This window comes from Shewanella sp. JNE2, assembly GCF_023159115.1.
GTDB lineage: Bacteria > Pseudomonadota > Gammaproteobacteria > Enterobacterales > Shewanellaceae > Shewanella > Shewanella putrefaciens.
The window spans coordinates 4,110,404-4,131,232 of sequence record NZ_CP096169.1 but is presented as its reverse complement, the minus strand read 5'-3'; the positions used below and the strand labels follow the sequence as shown (position 1 = coordinate 4,131,232).

The following is a 20,829-nucleotide window of genomic DNA, read 5'->3' as shown; positions in this document are numbered from 1 at the left end:
TATGACGACAGATGGCCAACTTGCATATCAACAAACCTGTGATTATCCAATCGAAGAACGGCAATCTGAACAACAGGTTATTCGGCAATATTTACCACTGATTAAACGTATCGTGTCGCAGATGCGTAGCCACTGTGGCGTCATGTTATCGCTTGAGGATATGGAACAAATAGGGATGATGGCCTTGCTTGAGTCATCGCGTCGCTATCCTGGAGAGCTCGATAACGGATTTATTTCTTTCGCGGGACAACGTATCCGCGGCGCAATATTGGATGAGTTAAGAAGGCAAGATTGGCGTCCTCGCCCTGTTAGGCAACAAGCCCATGAACTGAATGATGTTGTTAGACGCTTGAGCCGTGAAATGGGACGGGAACCTAGCGATCTCGAGGTTGCCAGTGCATTAGGTCTTAGTGCTGAAGATTACCGAGAACGCTTATATTCCACACAAGCGGAGTCGATGAAAAGCTTAGATGAATTGTTGTTGGTGGGCGAACATCCGGTCGATAGAGGCAATGATGTTGAACAATTGATGCTAAAGCAGACCTTGATCAAAGTTATTTCAAAATTAAATGAAAGAGAACAGTTAATCCTGTCGCTTTACTATCATCATGAGCTGAATTTAAAAGAAATTGCCATGGCATTAGGGTTAACAGAAACACGTATTTGTCAGTTACATAAATCAGCAATTTCACAGTTAAAAACAATATTGCAGCGCTAAAGTTAGAAGTGAGAAGATCGTAATGAGTAAACTAGTTGGGCTGTTAATTATTTTAGCTTCAGTATTTGGTGGATATGCTTGGGCTGGTGGTGCGTTGGCTGCATTATGGCAGCCTGCTGAAATTTTAATCATTATGGGTGCTGGAGTTGGGGCGCTTATTATTGCTAATCCACAATCAGTACTAAAAGAAATGCTGGAGCAATTAAAAGAGCTATTTAATAAAGGAAAAGAAGATCCTGAGCTATACCCTCAATTATTTCCTTTAATGGGCACTTTAATGGCCCAGATCCAATCTCAGGGTTTAAAAGTGCTCGATGAACATTTAGAAAACCCACAACAGAGCTCAATTTTTTTAATGTATCCAGCGGTGCTAAAGCACCCAAATGTTCTTCAGTTCTTAATCGATAACTTACGCGTACAATCTATCGGAAAAATATCTCCCCATGATTTAGAACATATATTAGAAGAGGAGATCCATCGAATAGAAGAGGACAGACTAAGGCCATCGGAAGCATTTAGCAAAGTGGGTGAAGCCATGCCTGGTTTTGGTATTTTAGCCGCTGTACTCGGTATTATTATCACTATGTCAAATATTGACGGGCCAATTACCATGATTGGTGTCAAAGTTGCTGCTGCATTAGTTGGAACATTTATCGGTATTTTTGCCTGTTATTGTTTTTTCGATCCTATGGCTAAAGCATTGGAGCATTTAGTCGATCGCAAGTCAGCACAGTTACGTTGCATTGCCGCTATTTTAGTGACCTTTTCCAAAGGGAAACCCCCTATGATGGCGATTGATGCAGGGCGTAAGCAAATACAAAGTGAGAATCGTCCCTCGTTTATAGAATTAGAGCGTTGGATGGAGGGGCAGAGAAGCTAATGCTCCATAAAAATGAGCCGATTATTATCAAGCGGCGAAAGCGCGGAAAGCGTAATCATGGTCATGGTGGGGCGTGGAAAGTGGCTTTTGCCGACTTTACTCTCGCGATGATGGCGCTCTTCATGGTCCTGTGGATCATGCAAATTGCCGATCAAAAAGAGCGAACTATGATAGTGCAATATTTGCGTGGGGATATGAATCCAACGGGACCGATAAATCCATTTGAGCTAAGCCAATCATCCTCGATCATTGATCTGGAAGGAAATATGTCTATTGCTCCCACTATTATACCTTCTCACCCTTCTCCACGTGCTGGCGCTGAAGGTATTGAGGAGGGCGCACTGATCCCTGGTCAATTTGATACTCAGGAACAACTCACTGTTTTAGCAAGGCAATTGAATCGAGTCGTACAAAGTTCGAGTATGGCGGAGAATATCACTGTCACCATAGTCCCCCAGGGTATCCGTATTTTGATCCATGATAATGTTAATCGATTTATGTTTACTCGCGGCAGTGCGCAGATGCAGCCCTATTTTGAAGAGTTACTGTTATCTTTAGGGCCAATTTTAAAAAATATCACCAATAGCATGGTTATCTCTGGTCATACCGACTCCACGCCTTATGCCGGCAGTTTATTTACCAATTGGGAGTTATCGAGTGAAAGAGCACTATTAGCACGAAGAGTGCTTGAGCGTGGTGGTGTTAAGCGTGATCAGGTGATTCAGGTAACAGGTATGGCAGATCAGGTTCCTTATATTACTTCGGATACTGCTGCGGCGGCTAATCGTCGAATTGAGGCGCTTATTTTAACCTCCTCTGCCGAGCAGTTATTAAGGGGCATGATAGGCGCGCCTAACGAGACTATCCAGAACGGTATTAGCATTAACGATATAAAACGACAGACTATCGCACATTAGTGTTTGCACTTGTACTCATTTGTTAGGTATGACTATGAATATGTATGAAGAGTTTGTACATTCTGAGGATGAGGTTGAACCTACGCTTGAGTATCAAATTATTGAGTTTGATAATCGGCGAACTCATCAGAGACTCAGCCTACGACATGATAAAAGAGTGCCATTAGCGTTTGCCTGTGATGGCTTAACGGTTAACTTATCAACGACTCGTTGGTTTATCCTCACGCCACTCGGTACCGCGAACATAAAAGATATTAGTATTGGCGGTGTTGGCATTTTATGCAGTGAACCATTATCCATAGGGATGAAATTCTATATTGAACTTGATCAATATAGAGTCCTATGTGAAGTCACTCGAGAACGCTCAATTAAAGGTCATTTAAAATTTTTGGGTGCTCGTTGGATTAATGGTAACGATACCGAGGTTCAAAATTTAATCGACGCAATTAAATTACGAGCCAAAATATAGGGCATGCAATGGCTGCATCTTTTAATCGTAATGGCTCAGATAAGCTACAAAAAGTCTTCCTTTATCTTATCCTGCTAAACTGGCTATTACTCATTGTTATCGCTATCAATATCAACACATTGCGCTTTAGTAATGGTGTTATGATTTCCGTTATGATTTTTATATATAACTATTTTCTTGCCCATTTATGCTTTATACGCGCCGCAAGAGCCCAAGATGCCTACCTCATTTATCCTGTGGTGATTGGCGCACTCAGTTCCTTCTTTCTCGTTGTCTATTTTTTCTTCTTGCTTTAAATCGGGCTAGGTGTTGATAAGATATTTTCACTCAGTCTGTTCCAATATTATTCGGTGCAGTACACCCTTATATTTAAACTGATAATACAAAAAAGGGCTTCTCATTAATGAGAAACCCTTTTTCAATACGACAGCTTAACCCTTGCGGATTAGTTCATGCCGTATTAATTAAGTTGGTGTTTTCCTTTGTTCGCAACTGGTTGCTGCTGATTATTAAAATACTGATATTATTGATTGTTGTGTTATTTCTTGTTTATTCATGTTCTATTCTGTTTGCCCTTATACTAAGATATGTGTGTAACTCGGTGTGTAACTCAGAGGTGGGTGTGGCAACTAAGAAACTTAGTGATAGAGGGCTAAAGGCACTGCTTTCTACATTTCATGATAAACCTAAGTCATACAGCGATGGAGATGGGTTGAGCATTCGTGTCTCTCCGTCAAAAACATCTTCTGTTAATAATTTACAGTGGCAGTTTCGCTATAGATTAGGTGGAAGGGAATCAAACCCATTGACCCTAGTCTTAGGGAGATATCCCGATTTGACTTTGGCAGCAGCAAGAAAAGATCGAGAACAATGCCGACAGTGGCTTGCAGAAGGAAAAGATCCTAAAAATGAACGTAATCTAGAGCGCCAAGAGAGTTTGAAACCACTAACGGTTGAAGATGCGCTTTTACTATGGATTAATAACTACGCGGAAAAGAATCGGAAAAACTCAAAAACACATCTGCAACAATTTAACAAATGGATTATTCCTAATGTTGGCCAACTTCCGCTATCTCAGATAACTAAACATAACTGGATTAACTGTTTTGAAGCCAGAGCAAAAGTATATGGCGTAGCAGCTGGATATGTTTTGAGAAACGTCCAACAGGCATTGAAGTATGCTAGAAAAAGAGGGCACGAGGTCAATAGTGACATTTTCGAAATCGATTTTGAAAGTATCGGCGCGCGTGCACAGTCTAAGAGGTCTAGGCGCCTAGTGAGTGATACTGGTTCAAAAGAACTAGTAGATCTGTTGTGCTGGCTAGAGGACGGGAAGTTACTGCCATACTATAAAGAGTTAATAACGTGTCTAATTATATTTGGTTGCCGAACTCAAGAAATTAGATTGTCTAGAATCAGCGAATGGGACTTTGAGCGCATGATCTGGACAGTTCCGCCGGAGAACAACAAAAATCGAAAAAAGGATCAGCAAAACGGATTGAGTGGTGAGATATTGAGGCCGATACCGGAGCGACTTAAACCTTGGCTTATGGAGTTAATTGCAGATAGTCGTAATGAGTTTATTTTGGGTGAGTTAAAGGCTGATACGGCAGTTAGTGCATGGTGTGGAAACATTTATAAAAAATTAGGCCATGAGAAAAAGTGGACGTTGCACGACTTAAGACGCACGGTGGCTACTGGAATGAATGATTTAGGAGTAGCCCCTCATATTGTTGAATTAATGTTGGGGCACACAATACAAGGTGTTGGAGGCATTTATAATCGAAGTCAAAGATTACCCGAAAAGCTCCAAGCCCTCGAGTTGTGGTTAGACAGGTTGGAACTTTTACGTTCAGACTCAAGTAATGTTGTCATGTTAAAGCAAGCCAGAACAAAAGGTTTTTAATGAAAATCCCCTTGAAAGTTAAAATGAACCGTGTTGATGATATAAAGAGAATACTGTTACCAGAAATGGTGTCAGAGATGTTGAAATTGGTCGACGACACCTTTTCTGAAGAAGAACAAAATCGATTGGACCTTATCAAAGGTAGTGACGCTCCGGGGATTGGGATTATTAAGTTAGTAGGAACCAGGGCCAATGAAGTGAGGTCAAGTGGCAATGAGCTCTATGCCGAGAGGGCATCTAAACATCAACCCTCGCAACTAGGGTTAGTCATCGACAACACAAACATTTTTATGAGGCAAGCGGAGACCTTACATCATCAGTTAACTGCAGTTATAAAAGAAGGTGGTGTAGAGGCGTTAAAGCAGGTAGATATAATTATTGAGACAGTCTTTCATATTGGCTACTACGCAGGTAGCAATGATTCATTAGCCATAACTGACCGATATACCAATGCTGGTTACACGACTAAAGTCACTCAACCGCAAAGAGGTGGTCAGTCAAAAGCTAAAGCCATTGACCCTGTCAAACAATTAGTTTGCGAAATGGCTAATCATATATATCAAAATCAATCATTGTCTAATACACCTAAATTAATGTTGGGAGGAGCTATTTATAGCTTATTAAGGGGGTTCTCCCAACAAGGAGACAACAAAAACATCCCATCATTAATTAAATTTGCCAGTAGATCTCCCGAGCACGCGACTATCAATTCATGGCTTAAAGGTATTAAGAAGCCTTACAATCTTCTGCAACCACCGAAACCGAGTCTTTCTGCAGTACAGCAGGCTTTAAATGCAGCTTACACAATGCAAAAGATTAAAAGTGCGCTAAAGTGCAATATTAAATAAAAACAATGTATTAGAGCCGTTAAAAAGAGGCCCTGCTCAGTAGGACCTCTTTTTTTGCCAATTATTTTCTCCCACAATCACTTCCGAACAGACTTAAACGGGAGTGAGCATGAACTTATTAAATCAACTATCTACAGACCGCATCGTTCGTGAAGCGGAACGCAAATCAATCACCTCCATTTCACGTACTACTGCATGGTCACTTGAGCGTAGAAGCCTTTTCCCTAAACGCAGGCAGCTCTATCCACAGAGTACTTCTGTTGGCTGGCTTTTATCAGAGCTAACTGAGTGGGTCGCTTCTCGTCAAACAGTTAATGGCGGAGGAAAGTGCTAATGCAGAACCCAAACGACGATCACTTAGCGCTATTTATTGATGAGTATCGAATAGTCAAAAAACCTGAAATCCAGCGACTACTCGGCATCAGTCGGTCAACTTTAGGACGAAGAATTAAATCAGGGAGGTTTCCCAAACCGTCATTGATTGAGAATGGTCGCTCATGTTGGCTGTTCAAAAATGTGCACGAATGGCTGTTGAAGTAAGCATGTTGTCTACCTATTGGATTAAAGCAGGCTTAGCCTGCTTTTTTTACCAAACGAGATGACACAGTTTGACCCACTATTCACGCTAATCAAAACCGACTAAAAAGCCTTAAAACCCCTTAGGGCAGCAAGAAACACCATAGATCAAACCCGATACAACGGCGGATATTAAATAATATATGGTCGCCTATTATTGGGATGTCAAAAATAGAAGGCAAAGCTATGTTCTGTATCAGTAAGCATAATTCAACATTAATGGCGTATAAGAATCATGCGTACCATGTCTATAAACCTAAATCTCAAGGGCTTAAGCCACAGCTGGTGAACAAAATCATCTCAAGTTGTGAAACGATGCTAAGTCACTACAGCAAAGTGATGGTTGTCAGAATTGATCTACATCCACACCAGTTTTCTGCTGATAATAATCAAATTTCTCAGTTCCTTGATCTGCAGGTCGAAAAGCTATCAAAGCAATACAAATGCAAAGTGCAATACCTTTGTGCAAGAGAGCGACATCATTCAGAAACGCAACACTATCATGTTGCACTCATGCTTAGCGGACACAAGATCCATTATCCACACAAGCTGTTAAATCAGCTTAAATCACAATGGGAGCGTACTGGTGGAACAGCTTCACTAGTTGATAGCCCTTTCAACATTATGCGCCGTGGAAATAAGCCATCACTCAAGAATGCCATTTACCGCCTCAGTTACTTTGCGAAAGCATTTACAAAGGAGCTCAATATCAAAGCGCGTACGTTTCTCAGCAATAAGGTCCAGCCATCAGCAACATTTGATGACACCAAAGACATTCTCTTGGTTAACCCTTTGATCACCTTTGAAATAAATCAGCGCAAGAAGAAGCTAGAAAACACTGATAGCACAGTAAAGGCTATCAATAACAGAAGGTGGACAACATTTACTTGGTTTAACGAGCTAAGCCATGCCCAGCAACTCAAAGAATCCATTAGCTCGAGAACATCAAGTTTACATCACATAGTGGATCAGCTTTTGAGTGGATCACAGATTCAGCACCCTATGAACCGATAAAGGTTCATGATCCATTTACGGAAGATGATCCACCAGCAGATTTGCTTAAAACAAACTAAAACGCACAAAAACCAACAGCTCACTGCTGTCAGAGGTATTTGACGATGTTATCCCAGCGCGTATTTGTTTGAAATGCAAAACAAAGCCCATGAACCGAAGCAGATCCAACAGTTGTAGATCCACTTTTGTTGATCCAAAGAGAAAATATTAATGAGTAAATTTAATTTAGAAACGCTTCCCCGCTGCGGAGCAAAGACCCGCAGTGGCAACCAATGTCAGCGTTATGGCAACAAAACTAATGGGCGCTGCAAATTGCATGGTGGGCGCTCTACAGGTGCAAAAACTAAGGAAGGAAAGTTGGCGGTACGAGTTAACGCATTACTTAATCCCTTCATGTGGCATTTTAATAAACGGTTCAATCTTGAAATAAAACAGGCATATATAGCAAACGCCTTAAGTGCTTACCTACGTTTAATTGAGCTAACTAAACTCCAGGCTCGTGGATTAGATGAGATCACAGAGATAGTCAGTCAATACAGATTTGAATTAGAAACCACAAAATATTACATTGCTGAATTTGATGGTTCTGAGGCGCTGCTCATTATCCAGTCCGCGCTGGATCATTATTATAAGGATACGGCGGCTGAGCACCTTAAATTCCACATCTACTCAGCAGTCTTCCCAACCCCTTATTTCAATCGATTAAGCGGCTCTAATGCAGAAATAACACATGAAATGAGGGTGTTTTCTAAAACCGAACGCAAAAAAGGGTTTGGTTACATTGGCCGCATACCTACTGACCCCATACACAAAGCACTAAAAAGGCAGCTAAAGAAATCCAAAGCTGCCCATCAGATATAATCTAGTCGCTCAATCTAGGACAAGTTGGCACCCACTTTTGCGGTGCCTGACTTAATTTGAACCAACAGCTTTATTCAAGTTTCTTTTTCAGATAATGGAGGTAATGTTTAGTTGAGTAAATTAGCGTGAGGATACTCGATACTGAACACTCAACTTACTCGCGTAAACCTTTGAAATGAGCTAGAACACCTTATATTTACTAAAGCTTTATATAAGGAATAAACCCCTAAATATTATCCAAAGTCAAATTTCACATCTGCAACCACAGTCCGACTAAGCTTATTTTCAAAACACTGTTCTTGGAATAAAGTTGATTTCTGACACTTTAAGTGGTCAATACTATCGTAACAGAGCATGCCACCCTGTTGCAGCTCAGATGACAACGTACCAGATGACCAATCCTCCATATTGCCTACAACAAAGAGATGATGCTTTGCTCTTGTCACAGCAACATTTAGCAAATTTGCCTTACTATTGACCCAGCTTATCCCCCCTTCTTTAATTCTAACTTTTGATGCGGCAGTGCACACGATAACCGTAGATGCCTCTTTTCCCTGAAATGTATGTACGGTACCGATGTTGTCTTCAGCGAATTGCTCAATATCTTGCTCTTGCTTTGCTATGCCAAAAGCCTCTCGCATCCATTCGTGATTTTCTGGGGATTCAGCCCTTTGCTTCCACAGTTTTTTGAGCTCCCGTCTCATCACAGAGAAAGGTGTGATTATATAAATACCACCTTCAACCATGTCTGGTTGCTCTTCTACTAAATACTTAACCAGTTCAAATGCTGTATTTGCCTCCATTTCGTTTGCATACCCTTGCTTTCGAATATCTGATGGGAGCTCGGCAACATGTATCCAGCCACTTTGTATAGCCCGCCACTCAAAGGGTTGACTCGCCAGTATCATGCGATTGTCATAGGCAATCTTGTTGGCCACTGAAAACATCGGTTCGTTACAGCGCCGGTGAACGAGTAAGGGGATACCAACCTTACGCTCACCAATCTTAGCCATGAAATGGCTAGCATTATCAGCTACTGATTGCGCAGAGCTAGCACTTACCAGATAGTCATCTCCCCAATGGTGTTCCCCATCTTTACTCGAGATTGGAAGGAAGTCAGATGCTATAGCTAAATCTATTGAAGGTGGCATTGTGACAACGGGTTCAAGTTGAATTGGATCGCCGACAAAAATTGCCTGCCGGCTCCGCTGGAGCAAGCCAGCGACATGATAGTTAACAGCCTGACCGGCCTCATCAATCATCGCAAGACCGAAACCTCCCGGCCTTTGCATTAGCTTAAATTGGCTCTCAACGGATGAAAGCGAAGTACTCACAACAGGGAAGAATAAAAACAATAATGACCATAGCTGCTGATGTTCAGGATTAGTTTCCTTCGTTTCCAAATGCCCATCAATCAGTTGTTCAAGTTGATCCCAGTGTTTAGAAAACTGACTTGCAGCATTATCCAAAATAGCTTCATTTAAGGATAATGCCTTGATGAATAGTTCACTGCGACATTGGTTTAAAACTTTGCTCCCAAAAGGTGAGCTTAACTGCAGGCGTTTCTCTGCTTCATCTATCGACTCATGACTTCCCTTCAAATACGCTTCAGGGCCAATTAGATGTGTATGCCGGTCAAGCTGCCATTCAGAGCCAATACCGCAACCTAACTTTCCAATCTTCGCATAAGCAAGATCAAAGGCTTTTTCAGCCTCTTTCAGCTTAATTTGTAAATGCCCTTGGTATAACTTTTTACCAAACCATTGTCTCTTGAATGCCTCAATAGCCTCTAACGCTAACGACCACTGAGCCTCGCTTATATCACCCCAACTTGATGAAAACTGTTCAGCCGTTAATTCTCCAAGCTCAACCTTGGATAAGGCAGAAGTAAAGGGCTGAAAAAACATACTGTACTTCTGGTTGGCAGAACATTTCTTGATGTCATTTACCAACGAATAAAGCCTACCATTGTCACGCAAGATATTTACGAAACGTAAAAAAATGTCACTAGCCTCCTCCTTACCTTGCTTCTTCATCGAGTTGACCAAGCCGTTAAGTTGAAAGTAATCGCTGATATTGCGCATATGTTCACGTAACTTCTTCAACAGAGGCTTAAAAGCCTTGCGGTTGGATGAATTACCTAAGACAGCACAGAACAATCCCCAGTCACCCTTAGAAGCCAATTCCCTAAAGTGCCTCGTGCTGCCAGCAAAGTCATTAGGCAATTTAGCAAGTGAGGGTAACTCTTTAGAAATGTTTTCTACGGCCTTATTGTTACTGGATGCTACGACCATACTGTACTGCATTACAGCCTTAGTCACTTCTTCATTCGACACCCAGCCTTCATCTTTGCTCAGCTCCTTAAGCCTTAAGGTACGTGCAACAAATTTATCAGCAATAATGTCTTTTAATAACGTTGTTTTACCTGTACCAGGAGGGCCATTCACCGCCACTACAGGATTATCTTTAACTTTTCTGGCGACATTAACAGCTACAGTTTGCAATAAGCAGAGACCATATTGAGGCTTTTCTGGCCAACGACCATAGAGCAATCCATTGGTTAATGGCCAAAAAAATTCTCCCTGATTAACAGCGTTCCCGATTTCAATTTGTTCTTTCTTTCCAAGCAAATATGCTTGCAATGGCTCTGATAGCCCTCGAGTGCCCTCTTTCTGCACCCGAGTTATGATCCTCTCAAGATCATCCACAAAGAAAGGTCCCAACTGTTGACTCTCACTACCATCAGGGTAATAGCAAAAACGCCATCGGAAAGTCACACCACCATCAACCAACCTAGCGGGTTGATCTAACTTATCATCTTGGAAGCCACTTTCAATGGGGTGGCACTGTTGCAACATGTATTCTCGAGCTTGATCATCCGGCCAGAATTGCCCTGCAAGCTCCAGATTTATAGTAATAATCCTCCGCTGCAACTCTTCTGTATCAAGTGGAGTATCTTCATCATTCTGAGCTAGGCCTGTATGCAGCATGTTCTCGATGTTTTCCATCCTTGCCTTAACCCAGTCAGAAAGACTCATATTAGCTGCCGCTGACGGGCGGCATCGGCGATACAGAGTACGAATAGTTGCAAGATTTATGATTAAATCCTGATCTTCTTCAGAGCGAGACCAAACGATAGAGTTACTCACTTCATCCCAACGTGGAATCATGGCTTGCGCTACAAGGTAGGTTCGAGGAATTTTATAGTTAGGATGCCTTTCATCATTTTTTGCGATATATCCAGCCCGATGACACTGAAACATCACAAGCAGCCGACTATCCTTGGTTATCTTTAGCTTTCCTGACTCATACTTTTGACCAGCTTCCTGCCCCCAGTTTTCAGCAAACTTATCTGCAGGAACACTAAGGAGCTTATTTTTGTCAAAAATTGGGCAATGTGGGAGATCGAATAACTCCATATCAAGCCAATAGTTAAGAATACGCTGGCAACGATCTGCATTAGCGCGTTTAACCTCGATATCTTTAGAAGAGCTTGACCTGATCTGATGTGAAAGGGACGTACCCTCTGGCGTATTATTGTTTAACTCATTTTTTCTACAAAATAGAGCATCGAGTACCGATTTAAATAACTTTTTCATTCTGAGATGTCCTTCCGATCTAATTCACCTAGTTACATCAGATCACATTGAAATTTCACTGGTTCAAATTTTTACCAGTTGAACTTACGTTCCTAGATTGCTCATATATTCATCTGAGTAGATAGAGCCCACAGCTTGTAAGGCTAGTTTGGTCTTGTATGAGCCCACCAGCATCCTTACTTCTAAGTGGTTTTTCTTAGATTTAGACCATCAACATTCTAGGTGCAGATGTTGGTTTCAAATTAATAGCGAATATCACTCTAAAACTTGGTCAATAATTTTTTGGAGCTCATCATTCCACTCACATTCTCTCACTGTGCGGGAGCAAGCCAAAAACTCTTTATGAGTCTGCAGTTGAGATTTAATAGTTCGTTGCCATTTTGGATCAGTAGCTTTGGTTTCTAGGATCTGTTCAAAAGTAAAAAGCATAGAAGAAACGAACCAGCAGTACTTACCATACTCCTCAGATCTTTCTTGAGGCTTAACCATGCCATTAGCATACTCAGGCTTTTCTATACATAAGGTCAGATACTGGTGATACAGGTTATGAGCGGTTGTACTTCTAGCTTCCTCTCTGCTCGAATTTAACTGTCTATAAGCAATAAATAGGGCAGCACCAGCTATTGCAATAGTTGCTAAACCTGTAAGAATATCCATCCACTTCACCCATAATTCAACATCTAAAAGCGCTGACCAGCCAGTATAAAAGCAAGTCACATTGTCATTCTTCATCGTTTAAATCCTGCAGGTTTAGTCTTTCTTTTCTTATAAGTCTTGTGTTCACGAGTAAAAGCATGAGGGTCTATGTCAGCCACATTGATAGCAATTTGATTAGCTCCATGGACATGAGTAATTAGCCTTTCATAAGGTTCCTTAAAGGGGGCTTGGATAGTCGAACCACCAAACTCACCAATATTTGAAATAACAACGTGTTGATACATGTGGTAGTGCAGTGCTGCAGCCATATTATCAAAAGTACTAACGTCTCGATTATGTGCGACCACTATGAATAGATCTGTCTTATCTCGTAAGTCTGCAGCTAGGCTGATATCCGTAGCGTCATAGCATATAGCGCCAGATATTTTAAAAGGCTCTATATCTTCTCGATGAACTTCAATTAGATGCTGACAAGGGCGATATCCTTCGATACCAAGCTCCTCCTCGCCAGAGGTCATGTTAAGTTTACCTTGGTCTCTAATAATCCACTGCCTACCGCTTTCCTTGTAATCAGGGATGAACCACCTTGCAATGTTGACTAATTTGCCATCATGGTTAGTAAAAACAAGCCCGGCAAAAATCATCGATCTAGTTTTATCTGCAAGTCGTTTGATAATATCTTGATCATCAATATGAACTGATAACTCAGGAAAAATAATCAAGTCAGCAGCTGGTCGCCCTGGGGTGCCCTCTGCCTTTAACTTAGCAGAGAGTGTTTTATATGCGACCTGGCAAACTGATAACAAATGCTCACGATGTGCCGCTCTAACTTGCGATCGGTTTAGCTGCGGATCGGCTTCTCCGAAGTCTGAAGAACGAGGCAGTAATTGTTGAACCGTTACGATTCTAAAGCCCGAGTTTCCTTTAAACTGTGGTCTGTTAACTTCAGAAGGTAATGCAGGCATGTCAGAAGCTTTACAGTACAAATTGTTAAGTTTTGAAAGTCTCGTATTGAGACTCAAACTAAATGTGTTTAAATCCACAATGTCGCGTGAATCGAACCGGTAAATTCGGAGGCGGATTTGTTTGAGTCATGCTGCCGTATCTTGCCTTAATTGTCGATAATAGTTTTCCTCATATTCAGCTGGCGGGATATCGCCAATCGAGCCCAGTAATCTTCTGTTGTTAAACCAGTCAACCCAATCCAGCGTTGCAAGCTCGACCTGCTCCAACCCTCGCCAAGGGCCGTCTTTATAAATGACCTCGGCTTTGTACAGGCCATTTATCGTCTCGGCTAATGCATTGTCATACGAGTCACCAACGCTGCCGACAGACGCGGTAAAGCCTGCTTCTGATAATCGTTCTGAGTATCGTATCGAGACATACTGGCTTCCTCTGTCGCTGTGATGAATAACGCCTTTAGGCTTGCCCCTGGCCCATAAAGCCTGTTCCAGTGCATCCAGAATTAACTGCGTCTGCATCGACTTCATTACCCTCCAGCCCACAACTTTACGGGAGAACACGTCGGTGACGAAGGCGACGTAAACGAAGCCTGACCAAGTGGCCACATAGGTAATATCTGCCACCCAAAGCTGGTTTGGCCGACTTGCCGTAAACTCCCGGTTAACCAGATCCAGCGGCTTAGCAGCACTCTCATCAGGGATCGTTGTGACACAACGACGTCCTCGTCGCACGCCCTGGATCCCAAGAGTGCTCATCAGTCTGGCAACAGTACAGCGGGCTACTGTAAAGTCTTCTCGCTTCAGTTGCTTCCAGACCTTCCTGATGCCATAGCATTGCCGATTGTCCTGCCATACGCGCAGAATCTCTGGCTTTAACGCCTCATCCTGATGATAACGCTGACAGCGCAGCTGTGGCTGGGCTGCAAGTGACTTGCACCGGAAATACGTTGATGGCGCGATTTGCAGCACACGACAAATCGGCTCGACACCATGCAACGCTCGGTGCGAATCAATGAACTGGACTATTTCTTCGGTTTGCGGTCGAGCTCCGCTTGGGCAAAAAACGCAGCAGCTTTTTTCAGGATCTCGTTGGCCTGCTTAAGCTCTTTGTTCTCTCGCTCAAGTTGTTTGATCTTGGCTGCGGCATCGGTGGTAACTCCAGGCCTTTTGCCTGAATCCACCTCAATTCGATTAACCCAAGCCCTTAATGTCTCAGGTGTACAGCCAATTTTTGATGAAATAGACACCAGCGCTGCCCACCTGGAAGGGTGATCATGCTCTGAGGTTAAAACCATACGAACTGCGCGTTCGCGGACTTCTGCGGAATAAGTTGTTCTCTTGTTCATAGACTAATTCTCTCAAGAAAATTAGCCTCCGACAAACCCGGTATGATTCAGCGAATATCTTCATGCCTAACAAAGTTGGATTCAAACCCTGGCCATTGTAAACACCTCATTAGCAATTCTGAAAACCAATCGGTAACAGTTGCATACTCTCCGATTAAAGTCTCAGGTGAATGCATCATTCCCATTCTGCGTTTATACCAAGAAGTTCTCACTCCTTTATAAGTCGTAGAGTTACTATTTTTCCGCCTATTACTAGTAAAGTCACAACCACCAACTGCTGCAGCTCTTAAAATAGTACCAATCCAATATATTTTTCTTGCAGCTAGATTCGCATCATCTTCGACAGATAGAAGCCATTCAGGCGGTGCGAACCTTGGATCGAGTGTTGTTGATGAATAATCAATGTTACATTCAATATTTTTAACATTCGGATGCCAAATATCGCTCCAGTTTCTGCAGTTAGGAAATTCAACTTTGATTGCTGTTGGTGAAAGAGTTAAAGCTCTTGGATGAATGTCTATTAAATCTAATAAACTTAAACCTAACTTTATGAGGGCAGCTTCATGCTCAAATCCATTTGAATCAGATGCTATTATTTTTGATAATTTAAGCGCGGTATTTTGAATCTTTGAAGCACTCACAGGAGCAGCCCACGTTAAGGTTTTGTACAATGCTTTCAAATTTTTATTTTTGTTTATTCTATTCCATAGAGCAAACCAAAAAGGTCCACCTCGCTTTGCAAACATCTCAAGCACACTGACGTTATTATCAAGATTGCTGATTTCACTAAGCATTAAGTTAGCATAAGTGTCATTATGGCCACTGATTTGTCCTGCAATTTCAAAAAGTACCCACTTATCATGGGAAAATGATGGTGGTGTCCCATTTAAAATCAAATGAAGAATTGTCTGAATGGACCTGATGTTAGGATTGTATTGAGCAGGCTTGTTCATAATAGCCAATAATAAAAGAGCCTGTCTTTCTATAAATGGTTTCTTTTTTTCAGAACCTAATACTTTTTGAGCATAAAAAGACGCTAATTCTAATATCGAAGTAGGATCGATAGATGATGGATAACGAATGTTTTGAAAAAAACCATCAAAATCACAACAACATCTGAATAAGTCTGCAAGTAAGTAATCCATCATGATTGCTGATACTTGATTTATGCTACTTTCGGTACAAAAATTACTACGGGAATAGATGGAGTCAAAGACTGGTTCAAATAGCTCTGCATTAGGGTATATCTCAATTGCTTTTCTTAAAACGATACCTTGTGAGGGATCTTTCATCCAAGCAAATATGAGCTTTTTAGCTAATAGTTCACTTTCATTTTCAAGCTGTTTACTACTTAGCGATGCAACATTTTCATCTAGCGGAGTAATACTACGCTTTGAACGAATGATGCTCTCTAATCGATTTGCAGCAAACCGCTTTAAAGTATCTGAACGAATATCATGATCAAATTTAGCTAACTGTACGAGAGGAAGATCTTGGTGGTAAGGTGTTAAATCAGGTATATCTTCATTTTCTATTGATAACAGTCCTTCTAATGTGCCAGAGGTGTTGTCTAGTACATCTCGGTCAGCAGGTCCACTAAGTTCCCCCTGAAGGATATCAATGCGATTGGCCATACTACCGCTATTATCTAAATCTGAAATAGCTGTAATTTTTGTTTTTTTGGAATTGGGTTTTATATCTTGACCAGCGTGAATCTTTAGCAGCTTACTGATATGACGTTGAATTGCACGCTTAATGCTACTGATGTTTTCATTTTCAGTACTTATGACTAATCGTAAATCATCTACATAGCGACAGTAGTCATGAAGTATAACGCCTCCTGGAATAGGCAGTTCATTGCCTATCATTTTACCCATTTTCTCATCAAATGAAGTCATATATGCATTAGCAAAAAAGCCAGAAGAAACCAACCCTTGGGGTAAGCCCTTTCCTGAAGCTAAAGGGATGTTATTTTCTTTTGCAAACTTAAGATCATTTTCTCGCCACTGCCAATCAATTATTTTCGACAAACGATTCCAAAACATACTACATTGACTGTGTCCAAACTTACCTGTGATTTTTTTTAGTCGTTTGATAAGAACTTCACGATCGATGTTGTCGTAGAATTTTGATAAATCTAAATTTACAACATACACATGTTCAGCATCTTGCTCTTGTTCTACCAGTAGTCGGCCAATTTTTATCGGCCTTTGTAAGAAGCTCTGATAATCAGAAAAAAACTTCCGGTATACCTCACTATTCCCCCATCTGAACCAAGCCTTGTTATCATCATTCCAATCACATACTAAACGGTTGCCGTAGCTATAAACCCCTTTATTTATCCCTCGACTACAATCACCTTGTTCTGTTTCAACAGCATCAGCTAAACACATCATAGCTGTAGTTGCCCATGTCTGATCTCTTATGCTTAGATGTGCTAATGGCCTAATCGGCGGGATATTTTCTCTCTCTTCTTGTTCTTCTTTTCCTTTAATTAACGCCTTGGGGACCCACCCTAAGTTTTTATCAACAACCCAACTCTCACTCTTAGCTGCTGGCACTAATTCTAATTTATTTAGTGGTCTTCCTAACTTAAGTTGCTGTCCCCACTTACTCGCTTCCGATTCAATACCCAGTGCAGATACATCAAGCGCTAAAGTGTCCGCATACCAATTGAAACTTCGGATATAGGCATGGGTTTTCTTCCAGGCTTGTGAAATCACCACTTCATCTGTTAAGTAACTAATTTCTGGTTTTAAAGCTCGATATTTATCTGCAATGATTTTCATAACTAAGTATTCTTCCTTGAATTAGCATTCTTAATTGGTTTTGTCTTAGCTGTTTGGGTAGCTTTAGCAAGAGCTTCACGTTCGGCTTTAATGCGTTTAAGCAGGGCGCTAGCACTATTGTCACCGGATATCAGTTCCGGGTTCGCAGCGCGCCAGTCGGCAGTCAGTTCGCCACGAAAAGCTTTAGCGAGTATCGACTGAGTAAGGTTATTAACCCGTTGCTGCGCGGCATTGACCTGGGCTTCGACTTTATCGGCGAAAGCGAATAACTCTTCGACACGGCGGACGATTTCGGTTTGTTCTTTAATGTGAGGAATAGGGAAGCAAATTTTAATCATTCGCTTTAGCCCCAAATCCCTATTTGCTACGCCATGTGTATAAGATTGTGATTGTGAGTAAACATCAGGTGAATTGAATGCTAGTGATAAATATTCAGGGTTAACAATGTTTTCGTCAGTTACTCTTAGTACTGCCACATGTACCCATACATTAAAGTCGAAATCGTACTTATTTACGCATGCAGTTCCAGTCGTTCCACCTTTGGTTAGAAGAATATCACCTAACTCAGGCTTACACCTTTTGCTTAGTTCGATATGAAGATCTTCAGAAATATACTTTGCAGAAGTAAAATCAACGCCATTAATGGTAATGTTTCTTCCACTGATAAATGGAACCCCTGACTCTGAATATTTAGGGCTGAAATGAGGACCATCTTTGACGAACCTTGTAAGCTGATTTACTGAAACAAACTCCCATTCACTTGGAATATCGTTAAAAAGCTTTTGTTCTTCAGGTGTAGGTAAATAAGGTTGTGGTAGTTTATTTTTCCATGAGTCATTCTTGGGCGATTTTCCCTTTAATTCGTACTCCCTTAACTTTTCAGTTTCCCAGCCTCTATTAAATGCTTGTTGGATATCACTTTGAGTGATTTCACACCCATTATCACCACGCCACTCTTCTGTCAATTTGCCACTGACTGCGGCGGCGAGGACGGATTGGCGGAATGATTTTAAGATAGCGGGGATGGCATCGAGGCGAGCTTTGGTGCTTTCCACCAGCGCCAGCAGTTCATCCAGCTTGTCGGCAATGACCTTTTGTTCGGCTAGTGGGGGGAGTGAAAATTCATATCCTTGAACATCTGAAGATTTAGCCGCAGGATATAGTGCCCCCTGAACGGAACCACTAATAGCATCAATAAAATGCTTTGAACGAACTAAAGCAAACACAAAGCGACTATCAACTATTGTAGGTTTAATGACCTCAAAGCCTGTAGAAGCGATTTGACCATCATATTCTTTAGCTACTAAAGCGACTGCATTTAGATTTGGGCGAGTTAAAGAAACCAATACGTCACCGCACGTAATGACTTTTCTTGCTCGGCTTGGTGCATCTTTACCCATAAGCTGTTGTGGCTCAAAAATTATCTTTCGCTCACGGTCAATACTGCCAATATCTACGTACGTAAAAGCTTTATCTGGATGGGGATTTCGTTGTTCTCCCTTCAGGGCTACATCTGAAATCTGAGCACAAATCCATCCTTGCGGCAATGGATTCCCTCCTTCGCGGGAATGACGGACCGGTTCTGCAGCACGATTCATTTCACTCATCCTTTCACCCCACTAGCTAACGACTTCACCAATGCCTCAAGATCCGCTAACGCACCTTTAAGCTCAGCCATAGCTTCGCCCGCCAATTCTTCTGGTGTGCCTAAGTCGGCGGCATCGACGCTGTTGGCGTCTTTGAGCCATGAAATATCTAGCGAATCTGATTTGGTATCACGAATAAATTCACGACTAAATACGCGCCAACGGCTTTTGGCCAAGCGTGGGTCTATATCTTGGTTGACCTCAGCACTTTCAACTTCGACCTCTTCCGCATTGAAAGACCACTCTCCCTCTTTGCGTTCAGTAAGTGGGACATTACACACAACTTCAAACGGGGTTAAGTGTTGCTCACCAAAGGGAGTGCGTTTACCAAAATTAGGCATATTGGTACGTAAGTCATACACCCAAGTATTAGTGGTGCAGTTTTCTTCTTGTAACTTATCTTTGGTACTGCCTTTAGTGAAAAACAAGACGTTGGTTTTCACGCCTGCAGCGTAGAAGATGCCTGTCGGCAAACGCAAAATAGTGTGTAGGTTGCACTTGTTCATTAAGTCGCGGCGCACGTCAGTACCTACGCCCGCCTCAAATAACACGTTATCGGGCAATACCACGGCGGCACGGCCACCAGGCTTTAGGTTGCGGTAAATGTGCTGTAAAAACGCCAGCTGTTTGTTGCTGGTGGGATAGGTTAGGTCGTCACGGGTGATGGATGCATCGCCGCCCTTGCTGGTGCCAAAAGGCGGGTTAGCCAAGATAATATCGGCCTTGGGTAAACTCATACCGACTTGGCCTAAGGAGTTGCCTAAATGCACTACGCCTTCGTCGTCACCTTCCATACCATGGAGTAGACAGTTCATTAACGCTAAACGGCGGGTGGAGGGCACAAGCTCGACACCGACAAAGGCGTGGTTTTTTTGAAACTCTTTTTGTTTGTCGGTTAAATCATACAGATCATCGGTTTGCGCTTTAATGTAGCTGTCGGCGGCAATTAAAAAGCCTGCGGTGCCGGCGGCAGGATCTTGAATCACTTCGCCCGCTTGTGGGTTGATGACCCTCACCATAGAGTCGATTAATGCACGTGGAGTAAAGTATTGGCCTGCGCCGGATTTAGTCTCGTTGGCGTTTTTTTCTAACAAGCCTTCGTATAAATCACCTAAACCGTCTTTTTGGGCGCTGAACCAGTCAATCGAATCCAGTGACTTTATCAGCTGCTTTAAATGGCGTGGCTCACGCAGGCGGGTTTGCGCATCGGCATAAATGGCTAAAATCAGCGGATCGGCGTGTAGGGTATTACCTTCACTGTCTTTGCCCGTCGATAGGGTGAGCAAAATGCGTTTGTAATCATCGAGTAGGTTGAGGCCATCTTTATCGTTTAAGTCGGTCCAACGGCAGCCGGTTGGCAAGGTGTGTTTATTGAGTAACCCAGCCTCGGTATTTTCGTGCACCATTTTGATAAACAGTAATAGCACCAGTTCGGTAACGTAATCGGAATAGTTAATGCCGTCGTCGCGCAGTACATCACACAGGTTCCACAGTTTTTGGACGATATCGCTGTTGCTGCTTGTTATGCTCATTTGATTCTCAATTTTGTAATTTGGCTAATGATTGATGCATTAGGCTTAGGTATTTGGTTTATAGATAGGTTCAGGCTTATTGGCTGTCATGACCTATCGTTTAATGACC

At 42.1% G+C, this 20,829-nt stretch carries 18 protein-coding genes and 1 other annotated feature; of the genes, 11 read left to right on the top strand and 7 right to left on the bottom strand.

The features are described 5' to 3' along the window. Nucleotide 1: 1 nt before the first annotated feature. The 11 genes from MZ182_RS18355 (at nucleotide 2) to MZ182_RS18310 (ending at nucleotide 8,189) form a co-directional block, all read left to right on the top strand. A complete protein-coding gene (locus MZ182_RS18355; RefSeq protein WP_011787878.1) occupies nucleotides 2–718 on the top strand; it encodes an RNA polymerase sigma factor FliA in 717 nt (238 codons plus the stop codon). Nucleotides 719–740: 22 nt separating this feature from the next. Beyond that, nucleotides 741–1,598 carry a flagellar motor stator protein MotA gene (gene motA / locus MZ182_RS18350; protein ID WP_011787879.1) on the top strand — a complete coding sequence of 286 codons (858 nt, stop codon included), beginning with the start codon at nucleotides 741–743 and terminating at the stop codon, nucleotides 1,596–1,598. Continuing rightward, nucleotides 1,598–2,515: a flagellar motor protein MotB gene (locus tag MZ182_RS18345; protein WP_011787880.1), complete on the top strand. Its 918-nt coding sequence runs from the start codon at nucleotides 1,598–1,600 to the stop codon at nucleotides 2,513–2,515. Before motA ends, MZ182_RS18345 begins: the two co-directional genes overlap by 1 nt. A 34-nt stretch (nucleotides 2,516–2,549) precedes the next feature. After that, nucleotides 2,550–2,984, top strand: coding sequence for a PilZ domain-containing protein (locus MZ182_RS18340; protein ID WP_248068713.1), 435 nt, complete (start codon nucleotides 2,550–2,552; stop codon nucleotides 2,982–2,984). Nucleotides 2,985–2,992: 8 nt separating this feature from the next. Continuing rightward, nucleotides 2,993–3,280 carry a hypothetical protein gene (locus MZ182_RS18335; protein WP_011787882.1) on the top strand — a complete coding sequence of 96 codons (288 nt, stop codon included), beginning with the start codon at nucleotides 2,993–2,995 and terminating at the stop codon, nucleotides 3,278–3,280. Nucleotides 3,281–3,606: 326 nt separating this feature from the next. Further along, nucleotides 3,607–4,890: a tyrosine-type recombinase/integrase gene (locus MZ182_RS18330; RefSeq protein ID WP_248068710.1), complete on the top strand. Its 1,284-nt coding sequence runs from the start codon at nucleotides 3,607–3,609 to the stop codon at nucleotides 4,888–4,890. After that, nucleotides 4,890–5,738, top strand: a complete 849-nt coding sequence (locus MZ182_RS18325) for a hypothetical protein (RefSeq protein WP_248068707.1) — start codon at nucleotides 4,890–4,892, stop codon at nucleotides 5,736–5,738. Before MZ182_RS18330 ends, MZ182_RS18325 begins: the two co-directional genes overlap by 1 nt. 109 nt (nucleotides 5,739–5,847) lie before the next feature. Beyond that, a complete protein-coding gene (locus MZ182_RS18320) occupies nucleotides 5,848–6,072 on the top strand; it encodes a helix-turn-helix transcriptional regulator (protein ID WP_248068704.1) in 225 nt (74 codons plus the stop codon). Further along, nucleotides 6,072–6,278 (top strand): helix-turn-helix transcriptional regulator, encoded by a 207-nt coding sequence (locus tag MZ182_RS21485; protein ID WP_411028099.1) that lies wholly within the window; start codon nucleotides 6,072–6,074, stop codon nucleotides 6,276–6,278. Before MZ182_RS18320 ends, MZ182_RS21485 begins: the two co-directional genes overlap by 1 nt. Nucleotides 6,279–6,476: 198 nt before the next feature. Beyond that, nucleotides 6,477–7,328, top strand: coding sequence for an inovirus-type Gp2 protein (locus tag MZ182_RS18315; RefSeq protein ID WP_248114732.1), 852 nt, complete (start codon nucleotides 6,477–6,479; stop codon nucleotides 7,326–7,328). Nucleotides 7,329–7,538: 210 nt separating this feature from the next. Then, a complete protein-coding gene (locus MZ182_RS18310) occupies nucleotides 7,539–8,189 on the top strand; it encodes an HGGxSTG domain-containing protein (protein ID WP_248068699.1) in 651 nt (216 codons plus the stop codon). A 233-nt stretch (nucleotides 8,190–8,422) separates the two neighbouring features. Here MZ182_RS18310 and MZ182_RS18305 read toward each other — a convergent pair whose 3' ends face one another. The 7 genes from MZ182_RS18305 to MZ182_RS18275 form a co-directional block, all read right to left on the bottom strand. Continuing rightward, nucleotides 8,423–11,788, bottom strand: a complete 3,366-nt coding sequence (locus MZ182_RS18305; RefSeq protein WP_248068696.1) for a DEAD/DEAH box helicase — start codon at nucleotides 11,786–11,788, stop codon at nucleotides 8,423–8,425. 255 nt (nucleotides 11,789–12,043) lie between these two features. Continuing rightward, nucleotides 12,044–12,520, bottom strand: a complete 477-nt coding sequence (locus MZ182_RS18300; RefSeq protein ID WP_248068693.1) for a hypothetical protein — start codon at nucleotides 12,518–12,520, stop codon at nucleotides 12,044–12,046. Beyond that, nucleotides 12,517–13,410 (bottom strand): hypothetical protein, encoded by an 894-nt coding sequence (locus tag MZ182_RS18295; protein ID WP_248068690.1) that lies wholly within the window; start codon nucleotides 13,408–13,410, stop codon nucleotides 12,517–12,519. Before MZ182_RS18295 ends, MZ182_RS18300 begins: the two co-directional genes overlap by 4 nt. 126 nt (nucleotides 13,411–13,536) lie before the next feature. Beyond that, nucleotides 13,537–14,753, bottom strand: a protein-coding gene (locus MZ182_RS18290; RefSeq protein ID WP_165564867.1) for an IS3 family transposase whose coding sequence is annotated in 2 segments (ribosomal slippage) — nucleotides 13,537–14,471 and nucleotides 14,471–14,753 — 1,218 coding nt in all. Because the reading frame shifts where the segments join, the coding sequence is not laid out codon by codon here. Next, nucleotides 14,359–14,475, bottom strand: a sequence feature (AL1L pseudoknot). Its footprint overlaps the gene before it by 117 nt. A gap of 47 nt (nucleotides 14,754–14,800) precedes the next feature. Next, a complete protein-coding gene (locus MZ182_RS18285) occupies nucleotides 14,801–17,542 on the bottom strand; it encodes an RNA-directed DNA polymerase (RefSeq protein WP_248067488.1) in 2,742 nt (913 codons plus the stop codon). Between the two features lie 2 nt (nucleotides 17,543–17,544). After that, nucleotides 17,545–19,140, bottom strand: a complete 1,596-nt coding sequence (locus MZ182_RS18280; protein WP_248067492.1) for a restriction endonuclease subunit S — start codon at nucleotides 19,138–19,140, stop codon at nucleotides 17,545–17,547. 5 nt (nucleotides 19,141–19,145) lie between these two features. Beyond that, nucleotides 19,146–20,720, bottom strand: coding sequence for an N-6 DNA methylase (locus MZ182_RS18275; RefSeq protein WP_248067494.1), 1,575 nt, complete (start codon nucleotides 20,718–20,720; stop codon nucleotides 19,146–19,148). Nucleotides 20,721–20,829 lie beyond the last annotated feature (109 nt).